We start from the raw sequence: 26738 nt of genomic DNA on the forward strand, positions 1-26738 counted from the left end.
GATGCTATTAACTATTTTTCAACAGCAAGATGCGATATATCCTTTTCTTTCTTTTACTTACATTTTCCCTTAGCGCCCAAGAAGATTTGCCATTTATGGCTGAAGTCAAACAGATTAAGGAGCAGACAAGCACTATATGGGATTCATCCAAACCCTCCATTGTTTTTACGGGAAGTTCAAGCGTTCGTCTTTGGAAGGATTTACAAGACCGTTTCCCAGATAAACAAATATTAAATACCGGTTTTGGTGGTTCGCAGTCATCCGATTTGGAGCATTATTTAGATGAACTGATTCTTGACTACAATCCAGAACAAGTGTTTATTTATGAGGGAGACAATGATATCAGTAGCAAAAGGAGGCCACGGGCGATAGAAGGTACTATTCAAGACATCATCAAGGAGCTTCATCGACAAAGGCCGGAAATGGAAATTGTTTTGATCTCTGCAAAACCCAGCATCTCGCGATGGCATTTAAAAAGAAGGTACAAACGATTGAATAAGAAGCTCAACAAACTGGCTTCGGAAATTAAAAATGTAAGGTATGCCGATGTTTGGTCGGTAATGACCCATAAGAGGAAATTGAAGACCCATCTTTTTATTGAGGATGGATTGCACATGAACCCGCAGGGATATGAACTGTGGTACGATGTGCTAAAGGATTATGTAAACAAGAAAACACTTTAAACATGTTATCAAGAGCAGTTCTCATTTTTGCTGTGGTTATTTCGTTAGCTGCATGTCAGTCCAAAAAAAAGGAAATTAATTTTCCAAAAACAGATTTGTCAGCAGTCGCTTTGATTCCAAAGCCCGTTAAAACAGTCCCAACCAACAGCGCTTTCGGTCTCGATTCGAACACCGTTATCTTCACATCACTTGCGGACCCCAAGTTTGAAAAGGCCGGTCGCTTTCTTGCGGAAAAAGTAAATGCGAGACTAGGGTTCAATCTGGCGGTTAACAATACTTCGGATGATGATATTGACCGGGTTATCTATATCAACCAATCGGACAGTGTCGATTTGAAGACTCCCGAGTCGTATCAACTTTACATCAAAAAGGATTCTATCTATTTAAATGCCAAAACAGCGGCGGGAGCATTCAGGGGTGTGCAAACCTTAAGACAACTGATTCCTGAACAAAGCAATGATACTTTGACCGACCACCCGTTATGGTTGATCCCAACAGGTAAAATATATGATGAGCCCCAATTTGGATATCGCGGAGCCATGTTGGACGTGGCCAGACATTTTTTCACTGTTGACGAGGTAAAGAAGTTTATTGACATTCTTGCATATTACAAATATAATGCGCTGCACCTGCATCTTACTGACGATCAAGGTTGGCGATTGGAAATAAAATCATGGCCCAAACTGACCGAAATTGGTGGACAAAGTGAAGTAGGTGGCGGAGAAGGAGGTTTTTTCACCCAGGAAGACTATAAGGATTTGGTTCAGTATGCAGCCGAAAGGCATATGATCATAATACCCGAAGTGGATATGCCGGGGCATACCAATGCAGCATCTTTAAGCTATCCTTTTTTACATGCTGGAGGGAAAGCGGATAAACCCCGTGTAAGAACCGATATGAAAGTAGGTTATAGTTCGTTTCATGCCCGTAAAGACACCGTATATGCATTTTTGGATGATGTTATTGGTGAAATTGCTTCATTGACTCCTGGGCCTTTCATCCATATTGGTGGAGATGAGAGTCATGTCACCAAGAAAAGTGATTATCTCTATTTTGTAGAGAAAGTGGAGAAAATCGTACTGAAACATGGGAAAAAAGCAATTGGCTGGAACGAGATCGCGCAAGCCAAGCTTGACCCTTCAACCATTGCTCAGTTGTGGAATGAACCCCATAGTGCCATGAAAGCTGCTGAAGGTGGTTCCAAAATCATAATGTCACCCGCCAAAAAGACCTATTTGGATATGAAATATGATTCGTTATCGCAATATGGACTTACTTGGGCCGGATTGATTCCTGTAGATGTTGGCTACAACTGGAGCCCTGAAAACTATGTGGAAGGTTTACCCAAAGAGCAGATTTTAGGTATTGAAGCACCGTTGTGGTCAGAAACTATCTCAAACAGTGCCGAACTGGAGTATTTGGCCTTTCCACGAGCCATAGGGTACAGTGAACTAGGTTGGTCCAAGCCAGAAAATAGGGATTGGGAAGATTATAGAAAGCGATTGGCCCAACAAGTACCTTATCTAAACCGGATGGAAATAAAGTACTATCCTTCCAAACTAATTGATTGGGCAGAGTAAAAGCTATTCTTCTTCATCTGATTTGGAGGACTGGGCGTCTTCCAAATCAGGTGCGGAGAAATCATTGATTTTGTTATCGATCAAGAGATTGTACCACTGCACTATCTTTTTGATATCGCTGGCGTACACTCTATCTTCATCATAATTCGGTAAGACCTCGAAGAAGTATTCCTCTAACTGGATTTTTTCAGCCTTGTGGCTTATGGTGGTTTTTTTGCCACCTTCCTTATCCTTCATTTTTTGGAAAACTTCCCTTAATGGAACTTCCTCCTCCAACGTATAAATTGCAATTTCCGACAATACACTAACGTTATTGCGAAGTCCCACGGTAACCCTTTTCCCGTCTATCAAGGATTCACCCACAAAACCACTTCTAGTTTGTGTCAACAATTTAAAAAGTCCTGGTTTTCCACCAATTGATAAAATTTTGTCCAGTGCCATTATTACAATTTATGCGCGCAAAATTATGCTTTTAATTGAAACTCAATTTTTTTTAACGTGCTTTTTTGATATTGGGAAATCGCATTTTATAATCGACGTTGATTTTCCCCTTGGAAATCTTATCCAATCGGTTTTTTAAGAGCCTCTTTTTCAAGGAAGAAAGTTTATCCGTAAACAAGACTCCTTGAATATGGTCGTATTCGTGCTGAATGACTCTGGCCAACAGTCCATCATAAGTTTCGGTATGTTCCTTAAAGTTTTCGTCAAGGTAAGTTATGGTGACCTCAGGTTTTCGTTTTACATCTTCCCGAACATCGGGAATACTAAGACATCCCTCATTAAAATCCCACTCATCCCCATTTTCTTCCTCAATTTGGGCATTTATGAATACTTTTTTAAATCCATTTAGAGCTTTTTGTTCTTCTTCGCTCAATTCTTCGTCATCAGAAAAAGGTGTTGTATCCACTAAAAACAAACGGATAGGAAGTCCTATTTGAGGAGCTGCCAAACCAACCCCATGGGCATTGTACATAGTATCCCACATATTGGGAATCAGCTCCTCCAATTTTGGGTAGTCTGGAGTAATGTCTTTGGCCAGCTTTCTAAGGACAGGGTCTCCGTAAGCAACAATTGGTATGATCATAGGTTAAATGCTGTTAAGATATGCTTGTAAAATCAAGGTGGCGCTTATTTCATCCACCAAAGCCTTGTTTTGTCTTTTTTTCTTTTTCATTCCGCTGTCCAACATGGATTGCATTGCCATCTTGGAGGTAAAGCGTTCGTCTTGTCTTTCTATTTGGATTGCAGGAAACTTTGCGGACAATTGCTCTAAAAAAGGTTGAATCAATGCTTCGGATTCTGAAGGTGTATTGTCCATTTGTTTTGGAAGCCCTACTACAAACTTTTCTACCTCCTCTTTTTCGACATACTCCACAAGAAAGGAAATCAAATCCTTGGTCTCCACAGTGGTAAGCCCAGAGGCTATCAATTGCAATTCATCGGTCACCGCAACCCCCGTTCTCACCTTTCCATAATCCAATGCCAAGATTCTTGCCAATCCAAAATTTTTGGCAAAAATAAACCTAAAAATGTTATGCCTTTAAAATTACCTTCAATATTCTATTTTGCCGATTATCTTTGCCGAAACTTTAATTGAAATGACAGCATTAAGAGCACTTATTGAAAAAGCTTGGGATAACCGAGAATTATTGAAGGAGGAAGCAACCCAAAATGCCATTAGAGAGGTGATCAATCGTATTGATTTGGGTGAATTGCGATGCGCTGAACCTTCGGAAGGTGATTGGCAAATCAATGAATGGGTAAAAAAAGCTGTTGTGCTCTACTTCCCTATACAAAAGATGGAAGTTTTGGAAGCTGGAATTTTTGAATATCATGATAAAATACCGCTAAAGAGAGGTTATCAAGAAAAAGGTGTTCGTGTGGTTCCCCATGCCGTTGCCAGACATGGAGCCTACATATCCCCAGGAACCATTTTAATGCCAAGCTACGTTAATATTGGGGCCTATGTTGATGAAGGCACTATGGTAGATACTTGGGCGACTGTGGGTAGCTGCGCCCAAATTGGAAAAAATGTGCACCTAAGTGGTGGTGTAGGCATAGGAGGTGTATTGGAACCCTTGCAAGCAGCACCCGTAATTATAGAGGATAATGCTTTTATAGGCTCTCGATGTATTGTTGTTGAAGGAGTAAGAGTGGAAAAGGAAGCGGTACTTGGAGCAAATGTGGTACTTACCGCCAGCACCAAAATCATTGACGTTACCGGTGATGAACCTATAGAATCAAAAGGCAGGGTGCCCGCAAGATCCGTGGTTATACCTGGGAGTTATACCAAAAAGTTTGCTGCAGGGGAATATCAAGTTCCCTGTGCTTTGATCATAGGTAAAAGAAAAGAAAGCACTGATAAGAAAACATCGCTAAACAATGCACTTCGTGAGCATGATGTAGCAGTTTAATCCATTATAAAACTCTTATTCCGCTAAGTACAATTTGTGTTTTTTATACATTTTGTAGTTTTTTTTTGACAATCCAAGCAACCTTCTCATTCTTCGCATATCTATAAAATATTGACTTAAACTGTTAAAATTTTACATAAAAGTAGGGTATTGACACTCTCAATTGTTTTGTAGGAAAATAACCCCGTAAACAATTTTTACCCCATTTTTTTGTTATAGTTTTGTAGTCACCAAACCTGATACTAATAAATATGGCTGTGTTGAGCACCCCAAAGCAAAAAATATCAGCACTCATAATAACCTACAATGAGATGGGTTATATTGAAAGATGCATCGACTCTATTTCGTTTGCGGATGAGGTCCTTGTTGTTGATTCTTATAGTACAGATGGCACTTTTGAATACCTTCAGAATCATCCGAAGGTGAAAGTGATACAAAACCCTTTTGAAAACTTTACCGCCCAAAAGAATTTTGCACTCAAGCAAGCTTCCAACGATTGGATTCTCTTTGTGGACGCCGACGAGGTTGTGGGTAATAAACTTCAAGAAGAAATCATAGATACCATCAATAATCCAAACGCCTGCGAAGCGTATTGGTTCTACAGAAATTTCATGTTCCAAAACCAGCGACTTTATTTTAGCGGCTGGCAAACCGACAAAAACCATAGACTTTTCAGAAAAAGTAAGGTTAAGTTCACGGATAAGAAATTGGTTCATGAAACATTGGAGGTTGACGGCACATCATGTATTCTAAATGAAAAGCTCGTACACTACTGCTACAAAAATTACGAAGATTACAAGGGCAAAATGCTTAGATATGGCCAATTAAAGGCCAAAGAAGCTTTTTATAAGGAAAAGCAATTCAACTATGCCCTAATGGTAATCAAGCCTTTTTGGAAATTCTTTAACCACTATATAATAAGGCTTGGATTTTTGGATGGCAAGAAAGGAATCATCATTTCTTACCTAAATGCGCTGAGCGTTCTTGAACGCTACAGGGAATTAAAGCGGTTGGAAAAGAAAAACGAGCTTACGTATTATTTGGTGATGCCATAATGGCTCCAAACCAATTTTTTATTTCTGGTTTCTTTACGAATAGCCTGGTTTTTGGCAATTGATTCTGGTGTTTTATATCCCCTCTTATGATCTAAGTGTACGCAAACTGCACTGTATCGTAATTGTTTGGACTTTATTCCAAAATTGAACAAGCGCTCACCCAATTCGCGATCCTGCCCACCATACTGCATGCGCTCGTCAAAACCATTGATATTTACAATATCTTTTTTCCATCCCGACGAGTTGTGACCGTTCCAGCTGGCATTGGTGGGTGTAAAGGTGTTCAAAAACTTGGAAATGAATCCGCTGGCAGTGAGTTTGTTGTTCTTAAAGGTTTTTGGAATCCCTTGATCCTTCAACCAATTGATATTAAAGCAATTTTGCTGCTCAATGTCTTCTAGTGTAATCAATTTTGAAATGTTCATGGGCAGCATGTAGTATCCACCAGAAATAAAACAGCCCTCCTCTTTATTGATATAATGGACCTCCACAAAATCTTCCCGCGGAATACAGTCCCCGTCAGTCATGATGATATAATTAGCATTACATGCAACCACAGCTTTGTTAAGAATCCTTGATTTTTGAAAACCTTCGTCTTCTTGCCAAACATGCACAATTTTGTAGAAGACTTCCTTGGACATGGCCTCCAATAGCTCGCGGGTCTTTGGTCCGGATCCATCATCCGCCACAACAACTTCAAAATCCTTAAAAATCTGACAATTAAAGCCCCAAAGTACCTTTTTTAACCATTCTTCCGAATTATAGGTACTTACAATAATCGATATTTTAGGTGTGTCCTTTTCTGCTGACTTCATTCTGGCAAAAATATAAAAGTCTTTATGTATATCTTTGACTTATCTCTATTTTACCTACAATGCTAAGAAAATTTGTTTTAGGTCTTCTTAAAAAAATCAAGTTTTTACCGGCTCCATTTTATATGAAAATCTACTATGAATATTACACTGGTAAAAAACTTGACCTGGAGAACCCTATAGAATTCAATGAGAAAATACAATGGCTCAAAGTTTACTACCGGCCAGTAATTTTAAATCAGCTAGTAGATAAATATGCAGTTAGACCTTATGTGGAAAATAAAATTGGGTCTGAGCATTTGAACAAGTTGATTGCTGTCTATTACAAATCCAAGGATGTAAATTTTGACGAACTTCCAGACCGTTTTGTCATAAAGGCAGCTCATGGCTATAATTTTAACCTTATTGCAAACAACAAGGAAGATGTGAACCGTCTTAAGGCCAAGTATCTATTTCGAAAATGGTTGTCCAGAAATCAATATTATCGGGGTGGTCTGGAGTGGGCCTATAAGGATGTACGCCCAAAACTTATTGTAGAAAAGTATCTTGAAGAAATTGGAAGCGAAGGCATCAGTGATTATAAGTTTTATTGTTTTAATGGAAAGCCAGAATTTCTGCAAGTGGATGTAGATCGCGGAGCTAGTCACAAAAAGTATTACTATAACCCAAAGTGGGAAAAGCTACCTTTCACTAGAAAAGGGTTTGAACTGATTACAGATAACCTGACAAAGCCTAAAAATTTTGATAAAATGCTCCAAATCTGTGAAAAACTGGCCGGCCCCTTTCCTTTTGTAAGAGTGGATCTTTACAATCTAGAGGGAAAAATATTATTTGGGGAAATGACCTTCTATCCAGGTGACGGTCGGCAAGAGTTCGTCCCCGATAAGTACAATAAAATAATTGGCGACCTTATGGTGTTGCCAAAAAAGACCAGAGGTCAAAAATACATAACAACACTATCCTAAAGTCTAAACGGTTGATTGAAGAAATTAATAAGTGTATCGAAGAGCTCAAAAAAGGAAACCTTATCCTCTACCCTACCGATACGGTCTGGGGAATAGGTTGTGATGCCTCCAATCCCAAAGCTGTAAAAAAAGTATATCAACTTAAAAACAGGGAAGACAGTAAAGCCTTGATTTGTTTGGTCGCCAACCAAGCCATGTTAGAAAGGCATGTTGAGCAAGTGCCCGAGGTTGCCTATGATATTATTGATCTAGCCGAAAAACCAACTACTATTATTTTTGATCAGCCCAAAGCGGTCGCGAAAAACCTCATCGCCAAGGACAACACTTTGGCCATTAGGGTAGCTTCTGACAAATTTTGCCAGTATTTAATCAACAAGTTTGGCAAACCCATAGTTTCGACCTCAGCAAATATTTCTGGGATGCCAACTCCAAAACAATTCAAAGAGATAGCTTCTGAAATTTTAAAAGGAGTGGACTATGTGGTAAATTTGCCCGATGAAAACAAAAATCCTTCCCCATCATCCATAATAAAGTTGGGCAATGATGGCAAAGTGAAGGTTATTCGGGAGTAAAAATGACGCAGGAATTCCATAAAAAAGCAATACAACATCCCATATTTAAACTTATAGGCGAAACCTCGGAAGAGTTGGGGATGGATTCCTATGTGATCGGAGGATTTGTGCGAGATTATCTTTTGGACCGTGGTACCCCTAAAGATATTGATATTGTTGCTGTTGGCAGTGGAATTAAGCTAGCGAACATGGTAGCTTCCAAATTAGAGGGAAAACCTCAAGTCTCCGTGTTCAAAAACTTTGGCACAGCAATGGTCAAACACAAAGATTTGGAAATAGAATTTGTGGGTGCCAGGAAGGAAAGCTACCAACGCAACAGCAGAAAACCCATTGTGGAGGATGGCACTTTGCAAGATGATCAAAACCGACGTGATTTTACTATCAATGCCATGGCTTTGGCCTTAAATCCATCAAATTTTGGACAGCTTTTGGATCCTTTTGACGGAAGAAAGGATTTAAAGCGCAAACTTATAAAGACACCGCTAGAACCCGGTGTAACCTATTCTGATGACCCCCTTAGGATGATGCGGGCGATTCGATTTGCTTCCCAACTTAGTTTTACAATCGAGCTTAGATCTCATCAAGCCATACTTGAAAACAAGAATCGTATTAAAATCGTCTCCAAGGAGCGAATAGTGGATGAACTCCATAAGATTTTGATGAGCAAGAAGCCCTCCGTTGGTTTTAAATTAATGCATCAAACAGATCTTTTACCGCTAATTTTACCAGAACTAACGGCGCTCCAGGGCATTGAGGAAATTGAAGGACAACGACACAAAGACAACTTCTGGCATACGCTTGAAGTGGTGGACAATATTTCAGAAAACACCGATAACCTTTGGTTGAGGTGGGCAGCCCTATTGCACGATATTGGTAAAGCACCCACTAAGAAGTTTCATAAAAAGATCGGATGGACCTTCCATGCTCATGAATTTATGGGCTCAAAAATGGTGTATAAACTCTTCAAAAGACTGCGAATGCCATTGAACGACAAAATGAAGTTTGTTCAAAAGATGGTATTAATGAGCTCTAGACCCATTGTATTGTCAGAGGATTATGTCACAGATTCCGCCGTACGAAGGTTAGTTTTTGATGCAGGTGATTATGTGGATGACCTGATGACCCTTTGTGAAGCAGACATCACCACAAAAAATCCGAAAAAGCAACGAAAGTATAAGAACAACTTTAAGATTGTCCGTCAAAAAATTATAGAGGTAGAAGAAAAGGACCATGTTCGTAATTTCCAACCACCTGTTTCTGGGGAAGAAATCATGAAAACCTTCAACTTGAAACCCTCCAAGGAAATCGGAATAATTAAAGAGGCCATAAAAGAGGCCATCTTGGAAGGGGAAATCCCAAACGAATACCAAGCCGCCTTCGAATTTATGCTTCAAAAAGGTAAAGAAATGAACCTAAACCCAGATACTGAATGAAAAGTAACAAATACGTCATTTACTGGCTGTTAACAGGGTGTATGCTGATTTTCATTATGGTCGTGGTCGGAGGTATCACAAGATTGACCCACTCTGGACTTTCCATGTCAGATTACAAGTTGATTACCGGTACCATTCCACCGCTTAACCAACAAGAATGGGAAGAAGCTTTTGAGCTTTACAAGCAGTATCCAGAGTATCAAAAACTAAATTATCACTTCGAACTCGAAGATTTTAAAAGCATATATTTCTGGGAGTGGTTGCACCGTGTGATTGGTAGACTGATAGGCGTTGTTTTCATAATTCCTTTCCTCTATTTCCTGGTTCGCAAAAAATTGGATGGTCCTACCATTAAAAAATGCCTGGTTTTGCTGTTTTTAGGTGGATTTCAAGGTTTTTTGGGTTGGTATATGGTAAAAAGTGGACTGGTCGACCGTCCAGATGTATCCCACTATAGACTAGCGGCCCATTTAACAACTGCTTTCTTAACGTTTGCCTACAGTTTATGGGTGGCCCTGGACCTAAAATATCCAGAAAAAAAGGAAATCAAGGTGGGGATCCGAAACCTGATACGAATTGTTCTGGTGGTTTTGGTACTTCAAATTATCTGGGGTGCTTTTGTTGCCGGTTTGGACGCTGGATTTATACACAATCATTGGCCTTTGATGAGCGATGGCAAATTAATACATCAAACTGTTTACATTGAGCAACAACCCTTGGTCAAAAATTTTATTGAAGGTAGAAGTGGGGTCCAATTTGTGCACCGCTACATGGCCTATATTGTTGTCGGATTAATTGCTTTGATATGGTATCGCACCAAAAACATGAAGCTGACCGCATTGCAAAGAAATGGAGTAAAATCGTTGCTGATTTTGGTATTGATTCAGTTTTTATTGGGTGTGCTCACATTGATTTATGCGGTTCCCTTATGGTTGGGAGTGACCCATCAGATCTTCGCCTTTTTTTTACTGGCGTCCATGACCTTTACCTTGCATAGATTCACCAAATGAAACAGGATTTTGTCTTAACTTTGCACCTACTTTAATTACTGTTGAATGATTTATAAAATCAGGATTATTCTTGATGCCGAGGAAGATATCTTTAGGGATATCGAAATTGAAGGTTCCCATACCCTGGAAGAATTTCACAACGCAATCACCCAGGCTTTCGGATTTGGGGGCAGTGAAATGGCTTCATTTTATACTTGCGATGAGGAATGGAACCAAGATGAGGAAATCGCTCTTTTTGATATGAGTGAAAATGGTTCCAATGTGAGATTGATGAATGAAACTTCCTTGGATGATGTGCTATCTGAACAAAGTCCAAAGTTGATTTACGTTTACGATTTTCTTAGCATGTGGACATTCTTTGTGGAGTTGGCCGATATTGTTGAAAAGGAAGATGGACGGTCTTATCCTAACTTGCTCTTTAGTTTTGGGGAACTTCCTGATTCACCTCCAGAGAAAAAATTCGAATCGCAGTCAGAAATAGAATTCGGCGATTCGCTCGACAGTTACGATGAAATGGATTTTGATGAAAATTGGAATTGACACGTGCAATTAACAATTACCATTGGACAATTACCAATGACCAATCATCAATAACGTAAAAACTACCTATTACTGAATACTGACAACTGAATACTGATTACTGATTACTGATTACTGATTACTGATTACTGATTACTGATTACTGATTACTGATTATCAAAAAATGCTAAACTTATATCCTGCCCAAATCGAAAGTGTTTCCCTTCATCGCGTTGGGAACAAAAGTAAAAACGAGCCTATTTTTCTATCGTCTGAACCCTTTTCATTGAACGATGAAATGTCCGGACTCCTAAAGGAATACTTTTTTAAGCCTTTCCGGGAAAAAGAAGAAAATTATTTCAGGTTTACCCATGAAGTCGATTTAGAGTTCAACGAAGTTTTTACATCGGTTTCCAAATTATTTGAGGATAGCTCTGCCGCGCATGAAGTTTCAAAAAAGATAACGACACATCTTTTTGAGCAATCCAATCATCCCCACATTAAAAATGGAGAGGTATATGTTGTTCACTTTTCAGATATGGTTATCGACAACCAAAAGACGGATGCCATTGGAATTTTTAAGAGTGAATTGAAACATGATTTTCTTCAATTTGAGGAGCAAGGACAAAACTTGGAGATTCTGATTCAACAGGGTATCAATATCAACAAATTGGATAAGGGTTGTATTGTATTCAATGTGGATAAGGAAGAAGGTTTTAAAGTACTTTCCGTGGATAGCAATCGATACGACGCCAAATACTGGTTGGAGAACTTTTTGGGGATCGCACCTTTGACCGATGAGAATTTCTACACCAAAAACTATCTGAAGTTCTGCCAGAATTTTGCCAAGGATGTGGTACTACCCGCCGAGGACAAACAACAAGAGGTCTTGTTCATGAACAGGGCCGTGAACCACTTCGCCAAAAACGATGCTTTTGAAGAAACTTCCTTTTTGAACGAGGTTATGGAAAACCCAGAGCTTATCCCCGAGTTTAAGCACTATAAGGTTGAAAAAGGGCCAAAATATAGTATTGAGGATGTTTCCAACTTTGATATTGCGAACAAAGCCGTATCAGATGCCCGAAAAAAAATAAAGAATGTCATCAATTTGGATACCAATATCCAGATAAAGATGGATTTCATCAATCCGGAATCTGCACAGAAATTTGTGGAAAAAGGTTGGGACGAAGAACGACAGATGTACTATTACTTAGTGTATTTCAACAAAGAGCAGAAAAGTTAGGACTTGCCATCCAATATCTGCCGCATGCTTACATCTTGATAGTTTCGCTTTACAAAATCTAGGGCCAAGGAGAGTACTTCGCCCATGGTAGTACACTTTTTAAAATTGATGTCTTTGGCCAGATCGTAAATCTCAAGCTTAAGCTTGGTGATATTTTCATCCAGCGAAATTTCATCCTCTAAACATGCATCCAAGAGTCGTTTAATACGGTCCCCGGAGCTCATAATCCGTTTGGCCACAATCGAGCGCTCCTCGATTTTATATTGGTCCACGGAGTGTTTTTGGAGTTTGCCGCGAACCAGCTCCACCATCTTAAAGTTCTCCTTAAAAAACTGTGGGCGATAAACTTTTAGTTTTCCTTCAAAGCATTGTTGATCAAAATCTATGGCCCTTATCTTATACACCACATGATCAAAGTCGTGGGTGGGCACAATGACATAATTGTAGGAGCGCATATCTCCCAACAACCGAATCATACAGCGTTCATTGAACTTTACAAATTCCTTGGCCAACTGAGCCTTTTCCGGTTCGGTGCATTTTGGAAGCATCTCATCAATAAAAACATCTCCAGGAATGCCGGCGATATGTTCCTCAATCAACGTATCCCCATATACCAGAAAGTTGAGATTGTACGGGGACAGCATATGCTCCAATTCAAGGCCATAAACCCTTGAAGCATCGGCTTTTTTGACGTAGAAATAGGTATAGTTATCATTCAGGATATTTCTCACCTTGATGCGAAAGGGTTTGGAGTTTCCGAAAGTGCAATAATCAACCGCATCCACGCTGAGATACTCCAAAATACGGTCGCTTCCATCTGAATGTAAAATGGAATAGACCTTTTTCAGGCTCAAATCGATTTCTTCCCTATCAAAATCGGAATAATAGACCCGTACCCAAAGCGTATCATTTTCTTCGGAATCGTAAACCACAACCGAGCCGCTAAAGCGGAGCAGGTCATCATAAAAAATAGGAATCTCAATTTTCCGGTTGTAACGGTCAAGGTATCCGTCCAATTTTTTATTGACTGGATAGGCCGGTTTTTTCTTTGACATCAACTTCTCATCAGACATTCTTTCCCTATTTTGTAACAAAATCCATAATATCTCGTCAAGTTACTATAAACAAATCAAAAAACGATTCCAGCTTGGAAACTATACTGACCGTAAACGGATTAACAAAGAAATTCGGCTACCTGACCGCCGTGAAGGATTTGTCCTTCACTATTGAAAAAGGTAATGTCTATGGTATTTTAGGACCTAATGGGAGTGGTAAATCGACCACTTTGGGCATTATCTTGAACGTGGTTAATCGAACTTCTGGAGATTTTAGTTGGTTCGATGGAACCACATCAACCCACAATGCCTTAAAAAAGGTGGGAGCCATTATCGAGCGCCCCAATTTTTATCCCTACATGACCGCAGTCCAAAATTTGAAATTGGTCTGCAAGATCAAGGAAGTTCCAGAACAGAAAATTCAGGAAAAATTGGAACTTGTTGGATTATGGGAACGCCGTAACAGTAAGTTCAGAACCTATTCCCTTGGGATGAAGCAGCGTTTGGCCATTGCCTCTGCCCTGCTCAATGATCCCGAAATATTGATTCTGGACGAGCCCACCAATGGTTTGGATCCCCAGGGAATCCACCAAATCAGGCAAATCATCAAAAAAATTGCAGGTCAAGGCACCACAATCCTTCTTGCATCCCATTTATTGGATGAAGTGGAAAAAGTGTGCTCCCATGTGGTTATTCTACGAAAAGGAGAAAAGCTGTATTCCGGTCCGGTGGACGAAATGCTTTCGAGTTATGGCTTTTTTGAATTGCGAACCTCGGACATGGAAAAGTTGCAGGAACTCTTGGAGAAAAGTGCCAGTTTTGGAAAAATCACCCGTGAGAATGGCACATTGACCGCCTTTTTAAAAGAAGAAATGAATGCAGAGGAACTCAACAAAATGCTGTTTGAAAAAGGCATGGTGCTTTCCCATCTTGTAAAACGCAAGGAAAGTCTGGAAGAACAATTTTTAACCTTGACCAAGAACAACTAAAATGGTACGCTTACTACAAATAGAATTCATAAAACTGTGGAACAACAGAGCTAGTAAAATACTGATAACCTCTTATTTTATTTTGCTCACGTCAATTGCATTGATAGCTGCCATCAAGTTTGATATCGGCCCAGTTAAATTTCACCTGGCAGATCAGGGAATCTTTAATTTTCCGTACATCTGGCACTTCAACACCTTTGTAACTGCAATTTTCAAGCTTTTTCTGGCCATTGTCATCGTTTCCATGATGGCCAATGAGTACAGTAACAAGACCATCAAACAAAATTTGATAGATGGACTTTCCAAAAAAGAGTTCATCCTTTCCAAATTTCTAACGGTCATTTCCTTTTCACTCATCTCAACAGTATTTGTCTTTGTGGTCTCGATGATTCTGGGACTCGTTTATTCGGACTACAATGAGCTTTCCATCATTTTTTCTGATATGGAATTTTTGTTGGCTTTCTTTATAAAACTTGTCGGTTTCTTCTCGTTCTGTCTCTTTTTGGGCATTTTCGTAAAACGGTCCGCATTCGCCTTGGGCTTTTTAATACTTTGGGCGGTTTTGGAGCAATTAATTTTCGGATTGCTCGGTTGGAAAGTTATGAGCTGGGATAGTGCAAAAATGGTGAAGGATTTTTTCCCGCTAGAGTCCATGACCAATTTGATCAAAGAACCTTTCACAAGACTTTCGGCCGTACAGAACATCGGCCAGCAGATCGGAGAAAACATGAAATTTGATTACCATGTGTACTGGCACGAATTTATAATTGTAATCTTCTGGACGGCTCTTTTTGTCTATTTATCCTATGCATTATTGAAAAAGCGTGATTTGTAGTATCTTGTGAGGTGCTGTAACTCACAGAATGCTATATAGAAACTGGATACTATTTGTGCTTTGCCTGTCCTCCTATACCCTGTTTGGACAAGGTGAGACCGCTAATTGGTATTTCGGAAACAATGCCGGTATCAGTTTTAACAATGACGGAACCGTGACTCCACTGGATAATGGGCGCATAAGCACTTTTGAAGGTTGTGCCTCAATATCCGATGCCTCTGGAAATCTTATTTTATATACAGACGGAATTCGGGTTTTCAATCGAAACCATACCATCATGGATAATGGGAGTGGTCTTTTCGGTGATCCATCCAGTACCCAATCGGCAATTATTGTGCAAAAGCCGGAGGATCCGAATATCCTATACATCTTTACGGTAGACACCTCTACCGCTGAAAATGATCCAGATTTTGGACTCAACTATTCTACGGTCGACCTCTCAATGAACAATGGTGACGGTGCGGTGGTCCAAAAAAATGTCAATCTTTTAATGGACTGTTCTGAGAAGATATCGGCTGTGGTCAAAAATTGTTTTGATAAATCCATTTGGGTAGTCACCCTTGGGAGAGAAAATATTGGAGATAATCCTTTTGATACCTATTATGCATTTGAAATAACCTCTACTGGGGTAAATACGACACCTGTTCAAAGCACATTTAGTAACCTTCTGGTCGTGGATCCAAGGGGATATCTAAAATTCTCAGCTGATGGGAGCACTTTAGCGAGTGCCAATTCCTCCTCGGGGCTTTATATATATGATTTCGATGTCGACACAGGTGTTTTATCCAACCAGCAGCAGTTATTGGTTTCGGCTCCCAACAAATTTCCATACGGGATTGAGTTTTCGCCGAATCAAAGGTTTTTGTATGCACATACTTCCAATAATGCCCCTGCGGGTCAAGTTGGGGTCCATTCATCATCATTAGTGCAATATGATTTGACCGCTCCCAACATTGCAGCTTCTGAAGTAGAAATTGATAGAAGATCAATCTATCGCGGTGCCTTGCAACTGGCTCAAAATGGGAAAATATATAGAACAATTGCGGAGAACTATTTAACAGGAACACCCTATTTAGGGGTGATAGAGAACCCAAATGAATTGGGCAACGCTGCCAATTATGTCCATAACGCCGTTTTTCTTAATGGGAGAAATGCCACACAAGGACTTCCTCCATTTATTCAATCATTTTTTGACCGTGTAGATCTTTTGCAAAATGCCGATGGGTCAACCGGCTCTTCCCTAGCAATTTGTGAAGGAGATCAATTCACTCTTGAAGCCGAAAACATTCCGAATGCCACCTATAATTGGGAAAAAGACGGCAACCCAATGGCCCACTCTACCCATACCCTGACCGTAGATCCCGCCAATGCATCAGATTCGGGGCGGTATAGTTTAGAAATTATACTGGCTGACCCAGGGGAATGCCCAATAATCGGGGAAGCTTTTATTTCAGTCAATCCGATACCCCAAGCGTCTCCTCTTGTTTTGGTTCAATGTGATGCTTCAACCACAAATTCAACAGATGGTTTGGCGCCCTTCAACCTTGAAGAGGTCATAACTAGTTCGGATTATACCTATACCTTCTATGAATCCATTGCGGATTTAAATGCAGATAATCCAATGATCACAACTGTCGGATTTACCAACACGACTCCCTACAACCAGACGATTTATTACAAAATTGTTGATGATAATGGCTGTGAAGATTCCTCCACGTTAGATCTACAGGTAAGGTCAATCGTATTCAGTCCCAATGATGAGAAGAATTATTATGTCTGTGATGATAACCCGGAAGATTTGGTGTTGGATGGAGTTTTTGATCTTGACACCTTGCTAGACCAAGATTACCCCAATAGCGATGTCGTGCTTTACACATCTTTGGAAGATGCATCGCTGGAGCAGCAACCCATCAGTGGAAACTACAGGACAGAATCCACCTCCATTTACGCCAGAGTCGAAAACTCGAACGTATGCGAAGATGTTGATGTCATCAATCTCATTGTTAACCCCACACCAACTTTCACATTCGACGAAGAGGTTATTTGGTGTACCGATGGAGCTCCTATTTTTCTCGAAGCTCCTGCCGGTTTTGACCTTTACAGATGGTATAGAAATGAAGGGGGAACAAGACGAGAAATCAGCGCGCAACAGATTACCGAGATTTCAGCTTTAGGAAATTATACGCTTGAAGCCGGTTATCGGTATATCACAAATGAAGGTACTTTCGATTGCATGAACGAAGTTGGTTTCGTGGTAAATCCGTCAAATCGGGCTATAATTGAAAATGTACTTGTTGAAGATATCTCCGATAACAATAGCATTGAAATATCGGTTGCTGGGGATGGGGATTATGAATATGCCATTGCGGATGAGACCAATTATCAAGATTCGCCCATGTTCGAAAATGTGGAGCCCGGTTTCGTTACCGTTTATGTACGCGATAAAAATGGATGTGGCGTATCATCAGAATTGGTTTCCGTAATTGGTTATCCCAAGTTCTTCACCCCGAATGGGGACAATGTGAACGATACATGGCAAATTATTGGGATTGATGAACAATTCCAATCAGAAAGTGTCATTACCATCTACAATAGATTTGGCAGACTGATGGCACAAATAAGCCCCAAAACGGGAGGTTGGAACGGTATGTTTAACAACAGTGAACTTCCAGCGGCGGATTATTGGTTTAAGGTTGCCCTGGAAGATGGTCGTATTTTCAAAGGTCATTTCGCTTTGAAACGATAAGATTTGGGAAAAATTGACTAACTTAAAATGTTTGATTTTGGTCAAATGTTAAAAAAATTGCTTCTCATAACGGTTTTCAGCTTTGCTGTTGTCGGAACGGCCCAGGAATGCCCTGACCTGTTGACTCCTGTGAACGGAGCTACCAATGTTCCTGTGGATACATCCATTTCATGGGAATCTGTCGATGGAATTCCCGCGTATCGTATCCGTATAGGAACCACACCCGGAGGTGCTGAAATTCTAGAGCGTTCTGTTGGAAATTCCACAACTTACACCCCTCCTTTGGGATTACCAGAGAACACACAGATTCACGTAACCATTATATTGGATTTTTTATTTGGTGGTAATGCCGACATTGTTTGCACAGGTCAATCGTTCAGAACAGAAGATGTGACCACGCCTCCCGATTGCACAACAATAAGAACTCCTGCTGATGGAGCCATCAACGTCAGTGTATTTTCCAATATTGTGTGGAATTATGCCCCTAAAGCCACAGATTATTCTATCAGACTTGGAACAATTCCAGGTGGAAGTGACATCCTTCCGCCAACCTTGACTGGAAATGTACTTTCGTTCAATCCCCCCGGCGAACTTCCTGCAAACCAACTGATATATGCAACTGTTATTCCGAGAAATGAAAATGGGACGGCGACAGGTTGTGTAGAATCCAGTTTTACCACAGGAGCCTTGGCCACCATTCCGGGTTGCACCAATTTGATAAGTCCGTTGGATGGAGATACCAATGTGCCCTTGACACCGTTGCTTGAGTGGTTTCCTGTTCCTGGCGCAACAGGCTACAGATTGACCATTGGCTCATCTCCTGATGCTGCCGATATATTGGATAATACTGCCTTTCCGACCAATTCCACATTCGTATTGGAATTTGAGCCCAACCGAACATTTTTTATTCGAATTGTTCCTTTTAATTCAGCTGGTGATGCAATTGGTTGCGGCCAAGAGAGTTTTTCTACCTTGTTGGGTTGTGGCCCTTATTTGGACACCAACACAGGGGAATTTATAACCTTAAACCCTGAAATTACGCTTCCGGATACTGTACCAATTTGTTCAAACAATCTACCTCAAACCCTTTCAGCTCCTGATGTTGCGGATGGATATCGTTGGTATAGAATTGATCAATTTGGAAACGAGAGCCTTATCTCAAGCACTGCAGATGTAAACCTAAATCAAACGGGTACGTATCGGTACGAGGCATATACCAATATTGCCCAATCGGGGCAACTCATCGAATGCTCCTCAACCAAAGAATTTACTGTGGTCTCCTCCGAAATTGCCACCATCAATGCCCTGAATTCGCAAGAATCGGGAAATAATTTACAAGTCACCGTTGATGCTTCGGGAGGGGGGGATTATGAATATGCCGTGGATGATATCAATGGCCCCTATCAAAACAGTAACGTATTCAACAATATAACACCTGGCACCCACACCTTTTATGTCCGGGATAAAAATGGTTGCGGTATCGTCGAGGAAACCTTTTCCCAAGATTTGACGGTAGAGGGATTCCCCAAGTTCTTCACTCCAAATGGGGATAGTGTCAATGACTTCTGGCAGTTTATACAACCCCGGGGTTCGGAGACCATCGTTTTTCAATCCATCCGTATTTTTAACCGTTACGGACAATTTCTCAAGGAAATCTCCCAAAATTCGTTGGGCTGGGACGGTAATTTTGCTGGACGGCCACTCCCTTCAGGAAATTATTGGTTTCGGGCGGTCGATGATACAAACCGTGAAATAAAAGGATACTTTGCCCTTAAAAGATAATACCTGTTTTTACTTCATTTTAGCACGCGCCTTTAGTATTTTTATGGGATGAAATTTCAAGTTGTTTCAGATTTTAGCCCCACCGGAGATCAACCTCAGGCCATTGCGGAGCTGGTCAATGGAATCAATGAAAAGGAACCGCACCAAACCCTTCTTGGGGTTACAGGTTCGGGAAAAACCTTTACCGTTGCGAATGTCGTGGAAAGGGTACAACGTCCTACGCTCGTTTTGGCCCATAACAAGACCCTGGCAGCCCAATTATATTCGGAGTTTAAGCAGTTTTTTCCAAATAATGCGATTGAATACTTTGTATCCTATTACGATTATTATCAACCCGAAGCCTATATTCCGACCAGTGGCCTTTATATTGAAAAAGATCTTTCCATCAACGAGGACATCGAAAAGCTTCGGCTAAGTGCAACCTCTTCCCTCCTCTCTGGACGAAGGGATGTACTTGTAGTGGCATCAGTTTCGTGTTTATATGGAATAGGAAATCCTATTGAATTTCAAAAAAATGTCATCTCTATACGAAGAGACCAGGTCATATCCCGGACCAAATTCCTGAAACAATTGGTGCAAAGTCTGTATTCACGCACCACTGCCGATTTTAGAAATGGGAATTTTAGGGTGAAGGGAGATGTGGTCGATGTTTTTCCTGGATACGCCGATCATGCATTCCGGGTTCATTTTTTTGGTGACGAGATTGAAGAAATTGAAGCATTGGACCCTTTCAACAATAGAGTCATAGAGGTGTACGATGCCCTGAACATATATCCCGCCAATATGTTTGTTACCTCCCCGGATATTCTTCAGAATGCCATTCATCAAATCCAAGATGATTTGGTAAAACAAATAGCCTATTTTCAAGATATAGGAAGGCCCCTCGAAGCCAAACGTTTGGAAGAACGGACCAATTTTGATCTGGAAATGATTCGAGAGCTCGGATATTGCTCTGGAATTGAAAACTATTCCCGCTATTTGGATGGTCGGGAACCTGGAACACGTCCTTTCTGTCTCTTGGACTATTTCCCCGATGATTATTTGATGATTATTGATGAGAGCCATGTAACCATACCTCAGGTACATGCCATGTACGGTGGGGACCGATCTCGAAAAGAGAATTTGGTGGATTATGGATTCCGTCTTCCTGCAGCCATGGACAATAGACCGCTAAAATTTGAAGAATTTGAAGCACTTCAAAACCAAGTGATCTATGTCAGTGCAACCCCGGCAGATTACGAACTGCAACTAAGCCAGGGCGTTTATGTCGAGCAGGTGATTCGACCGACGGGATTGTTGGATCCCATAATAGAAGTGCGCCCAAGCATGAATCAAATTGATGATTTGGTGGAGGAAATCCAACAACGTGTTGAATTGGATGAACGTACGCTGGTTACCACATTGACCAAACGTATGGCTGAAGAATTGACCAAATATCTTTCGAGAATTGACGTCCGATGTCGATACATTCACAGTGATGTGGATACTTTGGAACGTGTGGAGATCATGCAAGACCTTAGAAAAGGACTTTTTGATGTGCTGATCGGTGTCAATCTGCTGCGGGAAGGCCTTGATCTTCCCGAGGTTTCGCTCGTAGCCATTTTAGATGCGGATAAAGAGGGCTTTCTAAGAAGTAATCGTTCGTTGACCCAAACCGTTGGGCGAGCAGCCCGTAACTTAAATGGAAAAGCGATCATGTATGCCGATACCATTACCGATAGCATGCAAAAAACCATAGATGAGACCAATTACCGAAGGGAAAAGCAATTGAATTATAACAAGGAGAACAACATTGTTCCGAAAGCTTTGAACAAAAACCTTGACAATGCCCTGGCCAAAAACTCGGTTTCCACCTACCACTTTCAAAAAGAGGAACTCAGGGCGGCTGAACCGGATTTGGAATACCTTACACAGGACCAAAAGGAAAAATTGATTCGTGAAAAGCGAAAAGCCATGGAGAAAGCAGCCAAAGAGCTCAATTTTATGGAGGCTGCGAAGCTTAGGGACGAAATTAAAATGTTGCAGGAGCAAGAATAAAAGAAAGCCCTGCGAATGCAGGGCTTTCCTCAACTAACCAACTAAACCAACCATCATGAAACACCTGAGATGGTGTTCTCCTAAAAGGTTTTATCCGATTGTAATCATTCTTTTAGGCTCTGGAAGTGCCTCCTCTTTCTTGGGAAGGGTCACTTTCAATATCCCATCCTCATATTTTGCGTCGATTTTGGAACCATCAACGGTTTCAGGAAGGGTAAAAGCCCTTTTAAAAGAAGAATACGTAAATTCTTTTCTTGTGTAGTTCTCTTTGGTTTCTTTGTTCTCTGATTTTGCTTCACTGGAAATGGTAAGGATGTCGTTATCTACCTCTACCTTAAAATCATCTTTCTTACCTCCAGGCACAGCTAACTCAAGTTCAAAACCTTCAGTATTGTCCTTAATGTTTACAGCAGGTAAAGAAGTATTCCAATTATCAACTCCTCCAAACCAATCAGGACTTAAAAAGTCGTTCATTAAAGACGGGAAAAACAGATTATTTCGTTTCACTAAACTCATGGTGATCAAATTTTATATTAAACATGTAAATCACCCTGATATAGTCAAAGGTTATACCAATAGAGTTTGTGTGTCATTTTGACATTTTATTAACATTTTTAACTGTCAATATGGCATTAGTTGTAGTGTGCCTTGAAAATATTGATCAATATATCTGCCGGAACAACCTTGTTTGGATACTTATGCATCACTTCAAGCACTTGCCCGATAGCCGAGGGCGGAAGCCCCATGGTAAGTCCGATATTATATAGTGTGCTGATTTCTTTTTGATGTTGCTCTTGATCAACGTTCATCAGCAACAAGAGCCTATGGAACTGCACTATACGTTCCGCCTGGGACTTTAAGGTTACTTTGGGCGGCTTTTGCTTCAGCAACTTTTCAAAGGTCTTTTCGTCAATCCCCAGGTTTGACGCTACCCCAAGCAAAAACTGGTATTCGGAATCCTTCAAGGTGTGGTCGACTCTTGCAAAGGCTATCATTTCTGAAAGGATACTTAACTTTTCCTCGTAGGTTCCCATGTTTGGTTTGGAGCTGATTCTTAATAAGATAACTCCAAAACAACCCATTTTAGTGTATAAATGGAGATGGATTAACATAAAATAAAAAAGCAACGCCAAATGACGTTGCTCCTTTTGATATGAAATTAAAGGGCAGCGCTTAACTCAACACCTCTTTTACCTTATCTGCAGCTTCTTGAAACTGTACGGCAGAATGTACCGCCAAACCGGAATTATCGATAATTTCCTTGGCCAATTCGGCATTTGTACCTTGAAGTCTTACAATAATGGGTACCTGAATGGCATCTCCCATGTTTTTGTACGCATCTACCACACCTTGTGCGACACGATCACAACGTACGATTCCACCAAAAATATTGATAAGGATAGCCTTTACATTTGGATCCTTCAAAATAATCCTAAAAGCTTCTTCAACACGCTTGGCATCTGCAGTACCACCTACATCCAAAAAGTTAGCTGGTTCACCACCCGCCATTTTGATCAAATCCATGGTTGCCATGGCAAGTCCGGCACCATTCACCATACATCCCACGTTACCATCCAAATCAACATAATTAAGACCCACTTCGCGAGCTTCTACCTCAATTGGGTTCTCTTCACGAAGGTCGCGCATTTCGGCATAGGTCTTTCTTCTATACAAAGCATTATCATCTATAGAAACCTTGGCATCAACGGCCATGATCTTGTCATCGGAAGTCTTTAATACAGGATTGATCTCGAACAAACTCGCATCACTTTGATCGTACGCCCTGTAAAGCGCCGAAACAAACTTCACCATTTCTTTGAAAGCCGCTCCGGACAATCCAAGGTTGAAAGCAATTCTTCTCGCCTGAAACGGCAGCAATCCGGTCGCAGGATCAATCTCTTCGGTAAAAATCAAATGCGGTGTCTTCTCAGCCACCTCTTCGATATCCATTCCTCCTTCAGTGGAGTACATTACCATGTTTCTACCAGAGGCCCTGTTCAACAAAACAGACATATAGAATTCATTGGTCTCACTATCACCAGGGTAGTAAACATCCTCTGCAATAAGCACTTGGTGCACCTTTTTACCTTCTGCAGAAGTTTGTGGGGTAATCAGGTTCATCCCGATAATGTTACCCGCCAATTCTTCCACTTCCTTCAAGTTTTTGGCCAACTTTACACCGCCACCTTTCCCACGTCCACCTGCATGTACCTGTGCTTTTATCACATGCCATCCTGTTCCGGTTTCCTGGGTAAGTTGTTTGGCAGCATCAACTGCCTCTTTAGCGTTACGTGCTACAATACCACGTTGGATCCTAACCCCAAAGCTGGCTAAAATTTCTTTTCCTTGATATTCGTGAAGATTCATTTTTGAATTACTTTTAATTGGGGACAAAAATAGAAAACGACATTGACAAATTGAATATGAAAAAGGAATAATTAAGGTCGAGGACAATCTCCTTCAAAATCGAAGCCATGCCATGCCTCGAAGTTATCCGACCTACATCTTAAAATCCTCAAAATCCAACGGGTCAAAATTCTTAAAATGACCGTTCATTTCGATAATGGCCTTTGTTCGATTTACCTCGCTCAGCACTGTGGTAGTGGTTTCCAAATGTTTCTTGATAAACATCAACCTATCGGTTTCGCTTGATATTTGGAGCAACTGGTATTCTTGCTCGAACGAAAGCCCCATTTTGTGCGCAAGTGTATAACTGTTGAACTGTTTTTCAGGAATTTTGGTAAAGGGAACGTCCATCAATTCATATAAACTCTCAATCTTCTGCAGTACTTCAATCCTCAGGTCAGCATCAGAATTATTATTGGCATCTAAAAATTCAACATCCCCCCCAGCGTACAGTTTTCCTTCCATTTGATTTTCAAAAGATAGAATCTTAAAAACCTGCCTGGCGACACAGACTACATCCATTTCTCCATTTTCATAGGTGGTCACCACTTCAGCCAATTGTACTTCGGTGCCGTAGGCAATTGTATTATTGATAAACACGGGGATTCCAAATGTTATCGCCTCTTCCCTGCAATCCCGGATCAATTGTTTGTATCGTTCCTCAAAAATATGGAGCGGAACTGTTTCTCCGGGAAAGAAAACCGTCTGTAACGGAAATAGAGGTAATTTCATGCTGCGAATTTGGATTAAATGTACGATGTCGGATGTAAAAGCGCAAGCTTGGCCAAACGTTAATTGTTATTTTTAAAACAATTTGTTATATTATTATGATTTGCTATTATATTCTTGCCAAACTTCCCCGCAACCTTTAGATTTGCTTGAAACAAAGATAGCTTATGAACTCCCAAAATTTACTCAAGCTCGCGAACCAATTCGGTGCTCCTTTATACGTATATGATGCTGAAACAATATCGTCCCAATTTCAGCGATTGACCAAGGCTTTTGCAGGTGTCGGAAGTCTTAGATTGAATTATGCGGCCAAGGCACTCTCCAATATCTCCATTCTAAGGTTGATGAATAGCCTTGGGAGTGGACTGGATACGGTTTCCATACAAGAAGTTAAGTTAGGACTCATGGCAGGTTTTAAGCCTGAATCCATCATATTTACACCCAATGGTGTTTCCTTGGAAGAAATAGAGGAAGCTTCAGCACTTGGTGTACAAATCAATATTGACAATCTTTCGGTATTGGAACAATTTGGAAGCAAACATCCCGATATTCCGGTATGTATCCGTATCAACCCGCACGTTATGGCGGGTGGGAATTCCAAAATTTCCGTAGGTCATATCGATTCCAAGTTTGGTATAAGCATCCACCAGATTCCCCATTTGTTGCGAATCGTGGAGCTCACCAAAATGAATATCAATGGTATCCACATGCATACTGGAAGCGATATTTTGGACATTGATGTATTCCTATACGCCTCCGAAATCTTATTCGAAACCGCCAAAAACTTTAAAAATCTAGAGTTTATTGATTTTGGAAGTGGATTCAAAGTTCCCTATAGAGCTGGAGACATTGAAACCAACATCGAGGAGTTGGGTAAAAAATTGACTCGAAGATTCAACGAATTCTGCAAGGAATACGGCAGGGATTTGACCCTTGCATTTGAGCCCGGAAAATTTTTGGTAAGCGAAGCTGGTCTCTTCCTGGCAAAGGTCAATGTGGTAAAACAAACTACATCGACCGTGTTTGCCAGCGTGGATTCAGGTTTCAACCATTTGATCCGTCCGATGCTCTATGGATCGTCCCATGAAATTGTGAATCTATCAAATCCCAAAGGCAAAGAACGTTATTATTCCGTTGTTGGTTATATTTGTGAAACGGATACCTTTGGTAGTAACCGTAGAATCAATGAGATTTCTGAAGGTGATATTTTGTGCTTCAAAAATGCTGGTGCGTATTGCTTTACCATGTCGAGCAATTACAACTCCAGATATCGACCAGCAGAAGTGCTTTGGCAGAAGGGAAAAGCCCATTTAATTCGTCAAAGGGAAACATTTGATGATATCCTTAGAAATCAGGTTGATGTAAAAGATTTATTCGAAATTCCTAAAGCTGCCGCTATCAAATAATATGGATGTATTGGCCATTTTGCTTTCAATTGTTCTGATCACTTTGGCCTTACTCCACTTTTTTTGGGCATTATTTGGCATCAAAGAACCGGAAGCGGTAGTTCCAACCGCTGAAGGAAGCAATAAGGTAAAAACTCCTGGTAAACTTATGGCTGTACTTGTAGGTATAATTTTGCTGGGCTTTGCCTTTGTTTTCATTAATAAGGTTGCCAATTATGTGAACTATCCCTGGCTCAAATACGTTTCGTTTGGAATTGGTGTGGTTTTTATTGTTCGTGCCCTGGGCGATTTTAAGTACGTGGGTTTTTTCAAAACAGCCAAAAACAGCAAATTTTCTGCCCTCGATACCCGATATTACTCCCCCCTATGCTTGCTCATGGGTATTCTGGTACTTTTATTGGAGTTGATGGATTGAACACTAATTTGGCATAATTTTCGTTAGTTTTGATGTAGTCAATAGACTAAAC

Annotated in this window: 26 protein-coding genes; 17 read left to right on the top strand and 9 right to left on the bottom strand. The window is 40.6% G+C overall.

Going from position 1 to position 26738, the window contains the following annotated elements; all coding sequences use genetic code 11:
* Nucleotides 1–29 precede the first annotated feature (29 nt).
* Both ACULLH_RS09000 and ACULLH_RS09005 read left to right on the top strand, forming a co-directional pair.
* Nucleotides 30–683 (top strand): GDSL-type esterase/lipase family protein, encoded by a 654-nt coding sequence (locus ACULLH_RS09000; protein WP_454088410.1) that lies wholly within the window; start codon nucleotides 30–32, stop codon nucleotides 681–683.
* A 2-nt stretch (nucleotides 684–685) separates the two neighbouring features.
* Nucleotides 686–2263, top strand: a complete 1578-nt coding sequence (locus ACULLH_RS09005; protein ID WP_454088411.1) for a family 20 glycosylhydrolase — start codon at nucleotides 686–688, stop codon at nucleotides 2261–2263.
* 3 nt (nucleotides 2264–2266) lie between these two features.
* On the opposite strand, the gene ACULLH_RS09010 is transcribed toward ACULLH_RS09005, so the two are convergent.
* The 3 genes from ACULLH_RS09010 to ruvX are packed head-to-tail and all read right to left on the bottom strand — an operon-like array spanning nucleotide 2267 to nucleotide 3761.
* A complete protein-coding gene (locus ACULLH_RS09010; protein WP_454088412.1) occupies nucleotides 2267–2704 on the bottom strand; it encodes a DUF5606 family protein in 438 nt (145 codons plus the stop codon).
* A 52-nt stretch (nucleotides 2705–2756) separates the two neighbouring features.
* Entirely contained in the window at nucleotides 2757–3347 is a 591-nt protein-coding gene (gene def / locus ACULLH_RS09015) for a peptide deformylase (protein WP_454088413.1), read from the bottom strand.
* 3 nt (nucleotides 3348–3350) lie between these two features.
* The gene (gene ruvX, locus ACULLH_RS09020; RefSeq protein ID WP_454088414.1) at nucleotides 3351–3761 is read right to left on the bottom strand and encodes a Holliday junction resolvase RuvX; all 411 of its coding nucleotides are present in this window, start codon (nucleotides 3759–3761) and stop codon (nucleotides 3351–3353) included.
* Between the two features lie 100 nt (nucleotides 3762–3861).
* Between ruvX and ACULLH_RS09025 the strand changes: the two genes are divergently transcribed.
* Both ACULLH_RS09025 and ACULLH_RS09030 read left to right on the top strand, forming a co-directional pair.
* The gene (locus tag ACULLH_RS09025; protein WP_454088415.1) at nucleotides 3862–4677 is read left to right on the top strand and encodes a 2,3,4,5-tetrahydropyridine-2,6-dicarboxylate N-succinyltransferase; all 816 of its coding nucleotides are present in this window, start codon (nucleotides 3862–3864) and stop codon (nucleotides 4675–4677) included.
* Nucleotides 4678–4928: 251 nt separating this feature from the next.
* On the top strand, nucleotides 4929–5732 hold the full coding sequence (locus tag ACULLH_RS09030) for a glycosyltransferase family 2 protein (RefSeq protein WP_454088416.1): 804 nt from the start codon (nucleotides 4929–4931) through the stop codon (nucleotides 5730–5732).
* Here the strand turns inward: ACULLH_RS09030 and ACULLH_RS09035 are convergent.
* Complete coding sequence (locus ACULLH_RS09035) at nucleotides 5714–6547, bottom strand: glycosyltransferase family 2 protein (protein WP_454088417.1); 834 nt, start codon at nucleotides 6545–6547, stop codon at nucleotides 5714–5716. The genes ACULLH_RS09030 and ACULLH_RS09035 overlap by 19 nt on opposite strands.
* Before the next feature lie 59 nt (nucleotides 6548–6606).
* Between ACULLH_RS09035 and ACULLH_RS09040 the strand changes: the two genes are divergently transcribed.
* The 6 genes from ACULLH_RS09040 (at nucleotide 6607) to ACULLH_RS09065 (ending at nucleotide 12286) form a co-directional block, all read left to right on the top strand.
* The gene (locus tag ACULLH_RS09040) at nucleotides 6607–7509 is read left to right on the top strand and encodes an ATP-grasp fold amidoligase family protein (protein ID WP_454088418.1); all 903 of its coding nucleotides are present in this window, start codon (nucleotides 6607–6609) and stop codon (nucleotides 7507–7509) included.
* 11 nt (nucleotides 7510–7520) lie between these two features.
* A complete protein-coding gene (locus ACULLH_RS09045; RefSeq protein ID WP_454088419.1) occupies nucleotides 7521–8081 on the top strand; it encodes an L-threonylcarbamoyladenylate synthase in 561 nt (186 codons plus the stop codon).
* Nucleotides 8082–8083: 2 nt separating this feature from the next.
* The gene (locus ACULLH_RS09050; protein WP_454088420.1) at nucleotides 8084–9514 is read left to right on the top strand and encodes a CCA tRNA nucleotidyltransferase; all 1431 of its coding nucleotides are present in this window, start codon (nucleotides 8084–8086) and stop codon (nucleotides 9512–9514) included.
* Nucleotides 9511–10524, top strand: coding sequence for a COX15/CtaA family protein (locus ACULLH_RS09055; RefSeq protein WP_454088421.1), 1014 nt, complete (start codon nucleotides 9511–9513; stop codon nucleotides 10522–10524). Before ACULLH_RS09050 ends, ACULLH_RS09055 begins: the two co-directional genes overlap by 4 nt.
* Nucleotides 10525–10569: 45 nt before the next feature.
* A complete protein-coding gene (locus tag ACULLH_RS09060; RefSeq protein WP_454088422.1) occupies nucleotides 10570–11064 on the top strand; it encodes an IS1096 element passenger TnpR family protein in 495 nt (164 codons plus the stop codon).
* 163 nt (nucleotides 11065–11227) lie between these two features.
* A complete protein-coding gene (locus ACULLH_RS09065; RefSeq protein ID WP_454088423.1) occupies nucleotides 11228–12286 on the top strand; it encodes a nucleoid-associated protein in 1059 nt (352 codons plus the stop codon).
* Here ACULLH_RS09065 and ACULLH_RS09070 read toward each other — a convergent pair.
* Nucleotides 12283–13359: a hypothetical protein gene (locus ACULLH_RS09070; protein ID WP_454088424.1), complete on the bottom strand. Its 1077-nt coding sequence runs from the start codon at nucleotides 13357–13359 to the stop codon at nucleotides 12283–12285. The two genes, ACULLH_RS09065 and ACULLH_RS09070, sit on opposite strands and share 4 nt — an antisense overlap.
* A 74-nt stretch (nucleotides 13360–13433) precedes the next feature.
* Here ACULLH_RS09070 and ACULLH_RS09075 point away from each other — a divergent pair, with 74 nt between their 5' ends.
* The 5 genes from ACULLH_RS09075 to uvrB are packed head-to-tail and all read left to right on the top strand — an operon-like array spanning nucleotide 13434 to nucleotide 21730.
* Nucleotides 13434–14330 carry an ABC transporter ATP-binding protein gene (locus ACULLH_RS09075; RefSeq protein ID WP_454088425.1) on the top strand — a complete coding sequence of 299 codons (897 nt, stop codon included), beginning with the start codon at nucleotides 13434–13436 and terminating at the stop codon, nucleotides 14328–14330.
* Between the two features lies 1 nt (nucleotide 14331).
* A complete protein-coding gene (locus ACULLH_RS09080) occupies nucleotides 14332–15165 on the top strand; it encodes an ABC transporter permease (RefSeq protein ID WP_454088426.1) in 834 nt (277 codons plus the stop codon).
* A 28-nt stretch (nucleotides 15166–15193) separates the two neighbouring features.
* Nucleotides 15194–17911 (top strand): T9SS type B sorting domain-containing protein, encoded by a 2718-nt coding sequence (locus ACULLH_RS09085; RefSeq protein WP_454088427.1) that lies wholly within the window; start codon nucleotides 15194–15196, stop codon nucleotides 17909–17911.
* 45 nt (nucleotides 17912–17956) lie between these two features.
* Nucleotides 17957–19693 (top strand): T9SS type B sorting domain-containing protein, encoded by a 1737-nt coding sequence (locus tag ACULLH_RS09090; protein WP_454088428.1) that lies wholly within the window; start codon nucleotides 17957–17959, stop codon nucleotides 19691–19693.
* A gap of 48 nt (nucleotides 19694–19741) precedes the next feature.
* Nucleotides 19742–21730, top strand: coding sequence for an excinuclease ABC subunit UvrB (gene uvrB / locus ACULLH_RS09095; protein ID WP_454088429.1), 1989 nt, complete (start codon nucleotides 19742–19744; stop codon nucleotides 21728–21730).
* Between the two features lie 90 nt (nucleotides 21731–21820).
* On the opposite strand, the gene ACULLH_RS09100 is transcribed toward uvrB, so the two are convergent.
* From ACULLH_RS09100 to ACULLH_RS09115, 4 genes are all read right to left on the bottom strand, one after another.
* Nucleotides 21821–22246, bottom strand: a complete 426-nt coding sequence (locus tag ACULLH_RS09100; RefSeq protein WP_454088430.1) for an Hsp20/alpha crystallin family protein — start codon at nucleotides 22244–22246, stop codon at nucleotides 21821–21823.
* A 116-nt stretch (nucleotides 22247–22362) separates the two neighbouring features.
* Nucleotides 22363–22764 (bottom strand): TerB family tellurite resistance protein, encoded by a 402-nt coding sequence (locus ACULLH_RS09105; protein ID WP_454088431.1) that lies wholly within the window; start codon nucleotides 22762–22764, stop codon nucleotides 22363–22365.
* A 139-nt stretch (nucleotides 22765–22903) separates the two neighbouring features.
* Nucleotides 22904–24097 (bottom strand): ADP-forming succinate--CoA ligase subunit beta, encoded by a 1194-nt coding sequence (gene sucC / locus ACULLH_RS09110; RefSeq protein ID WP_454088432.1) that lies wholly within the window; start codon nucleotides 24095–24097, stop codon nucleotides 22904–22906.
* Nucleotides 24098–24229: 132 nt separating this feature from the next.
* Complete coding sequence (locus ACULLH_RS09115; RefSeq protein ID WP_454088433.1) at nucleotides 24230–24868, bottom strand: LON peptidase substrate-binding domain-containing protein; 639 nt, start codon at nucleotides 24866–24868, stop codon at nucleotides 24230–24232.
* 164 nt (nucleotides 24869–25032) lie between these two features.
* Here ACULLH_RS09115 and lysA point away from each other — a divergent pair, with 164 nt between their 5' ends.
* Together lysA and ACULLH_RS09125 are read left to right on the top strand one after the other, a co-directional pair.
* The gene (lysA, locus tag ACULLH_RS09120; RefSeq protein ID WP_454088434.1) at nucleotides 25033–26271 is read left to right on the top strand and encodes a diaminopimelate decarboxylase; all 1239 of its coding nucleotides are present in this window, start codon (nucleotides 25033–25035) and stop codon (nucleotides 26269–26271) included.
* Between the two features lies 1 nt (nucleotide 26272).
* The gene (locus tag ACULLH_RS09125) at nucleotides 26273–26686 is read left to right on the top strand and encodes a DUF3995 domain-containing protein (RefSeq protein ID WP_454088435.1); all 414 of its coding nucleotides are present in this window, start codon (nucleotides 26273–26275) and stop codon (nucleotides 26684–26686) included.
* The last annotated feature ends 52 nt before the right edge of the window (nucleotides 26687–26738 follow it).

The sequence above is a fragment of the Flagellimonas sp. 2504JD4-2 genome (assembly GCF_053642935.1).

Coding starts and splice junctions, on each gene's coding strand:
- ACULLH_RS09060 (WP_454088422.1), top strand. CDS start 10,570: ATGATTTATAAAATCAGGATTATTCTTGATGCCGAGGAAGATATCTTT.
- ACULLH_RS09055 (WP_454088421.1), top strand. CDS start 9,511: ATGAAAAGTAACAAATACGTCATTTACTGGCTGTTAACAGGGTGTATG.
- ACULLH_RS09050 (WP_454088420.1), top strand. CDS start 8,084: ATGACGCAGGAATTCCATAAAAAAGCAATACAACATCCCATATTTAAA.
- ACULLH_RS09125 (WP_454088435.1), top strand. CDS start 26,273: ATGGATGTATTGGCCATTTTGCTTTCAATTGTTCTGATCACTTTGGCC.
- ACULLH_RS09100 (WP_454088430.1), bottom strand. CDS start 22,246: ATGAGTTTAGTGAAACGAAATAATCTGTTTTTCCCGTCTTTAATGAAC.
- ACULLH_RS09080 (WP_454088426.1), top strand. CDS start 14,332: ATGGTACGCTTACTACAAATAGAATTCATAAAACTGTGGAACAACAGA.
- ACULLH_RS09070 (WP_454088424.1), bottom strand. CDS start 13,359: ATGTCTGATGAGAAGTTGATGTCAAAGAAAAAACCGGCCTATCCAGTC.
- ACULLH_RS09005 (WP_454088411.1), top strand. CDS start 686: ATGTTATCAAGAGCAGTTCTCATTTTTGCTGTGGTTATTTCGTTAGCT.
- ACULLH_RS09040 (WP_454088418.1), top strand. CDS start 6,607: ATGCTAAGAAAATTTGTTTTAGGTCTTCTTAAAAAAATCAAGTTTTTA.
- ACULLH_RS09105 (WP_454088431.1), bottom strand. CDS start 22,764: ATGGGAACCTACGAGGAAAAGTTAAGTATCCTTTCAGAAATGATAGCC.
- def (WP_454088413.1), bottom strand. CDS start 3,347: ATGATCATACCAATTGTTGCTTACGGAGACCCTGTCCTTAGAAAGCTG.
- sucC (WP_454088432.1), bottom strand. CDS start 24,097: ATGAATCTTCACGAATATCAAGGAAAAGAAATTTTAGCCAGCTTTGGG.
- ACULLH_RS09030 (WP_454088416.1), top strand. CDS start 4,929: ATGGCTGTGTTGAGCACCCCAAAGCAAAAAATATCAGCACTCATAATA.
- lysA (WP_454088434.1), top strand. CDS start 25,033: ATGAACTCCCAAAATTTACTCAAGCTCGCGAACCAATTCGGTGCTCCT.
- ACULLH_RS09065 (WP_454088423.1), top strand. CDS start 11,228: ATGCTAAACTTATATCCTGCCCAAATCGAAAGTGTTTCCCTTCATCGC.
- ACULLH_RS09090 (WP_454088428.1), top strand. CDS start 17,957: ATGTTAAAAAAATTGCTTCTCATAACGGTTTTCAGCTTTGCTGTTGTC.
- ACULLH_RS09035 (WP_454088417.1), bottom strand. CDS start 6,547: ATGAAGTCAGCAGAAAAGGACACACCTAAAATATCGATTATTGTAAGT.
- uvrB (WP_454088429.1), top strand. CDS start 19,742: ATGAAATTTCAAGTTGTTTCAGATTTTAGCCCCACCGGAGATCAACCT.
- ACULLH_RS09025 (WP_454088415.1), top strand. CDS start 3,862: ATGACAGCATTAAGAGCACTTATTGAAAAAGCTTGGGATAACCGAGAA.
- ACULLH_RS09010 (WP_454088412.1), bottom strand. CDS start 2,704: ATGGCACTGGACAAAATTTTATCAATTGGTGGAAAACCAGGACTTTTT.
- ACULLH_RS09115 (WP_454088433.1), bottom strand. CDS start 24,868: ATGAAATTACCTCTATTTCCGTTACAGACGGTTTTCTTTCCCGGAGAA.
- ACULLH_RS09000 (WP_454088410.1), top strand. CDS start 30: ATGCGATATATCCTTTTCTTTCTTTTACTTACATTTTCCCTTAGCGCC.
- ACULLH_RS09085 (WP_454088427.1), top strand. CDS start 15,194: ATGCTATATAGAAACTGGATACTATTTGTGCTTTGCCTGTCCTCCTAT.